This window comes from Pseudomonas sp. SDO5271_S396 (assembly GCF_054071795.1).
The window spans coordinates 1-268 of record NZ_JBSVWB010000130.1; the positions used below are offsets into that span (position 1 = coordinate 1).

At 50.7% G+C, this 268-nt stretch carries 1 protein-coding gene; it reads left to right on the forward strand.

Annotated features, from left to right (window positions below):
- A partial coding sequence (locus tag ACW9IN_RS30150; protein ID WP_457369248.1) for a hypothetical protein occupies window positions 1-183 on the forward strand: 183 nt, incomplete at its 5' end.
- Window positions 184-268: the final 85 nt, after the last annotated feature.

Below are 268 nucleotides of genomic sequence, written 5' to 3' on the forward strand. Positions count from 1 at the left end.
GCTCATAACCCGAAGGTCGTCGGTTCAAATCCGGCTCCCGCAACCAAACATCAAAGAAGGTCACTCGAAAGAGTGGCCTTTTTTGTTTGTGTCGTTTTTTTAAAAACCTTTTCCGATCGGGAACTTAGGGTGCACAGGCAAAAAAATCACACTTATTTGACTCATCTGCCAGTTATCGGTTGACACCCCATCGCTGGGCTGTAGAATGCCGCCCACAGACGCGGGATGGAGCAGCCTGGTAGCTCGTCGGGCTCATAACCCGAAGGTC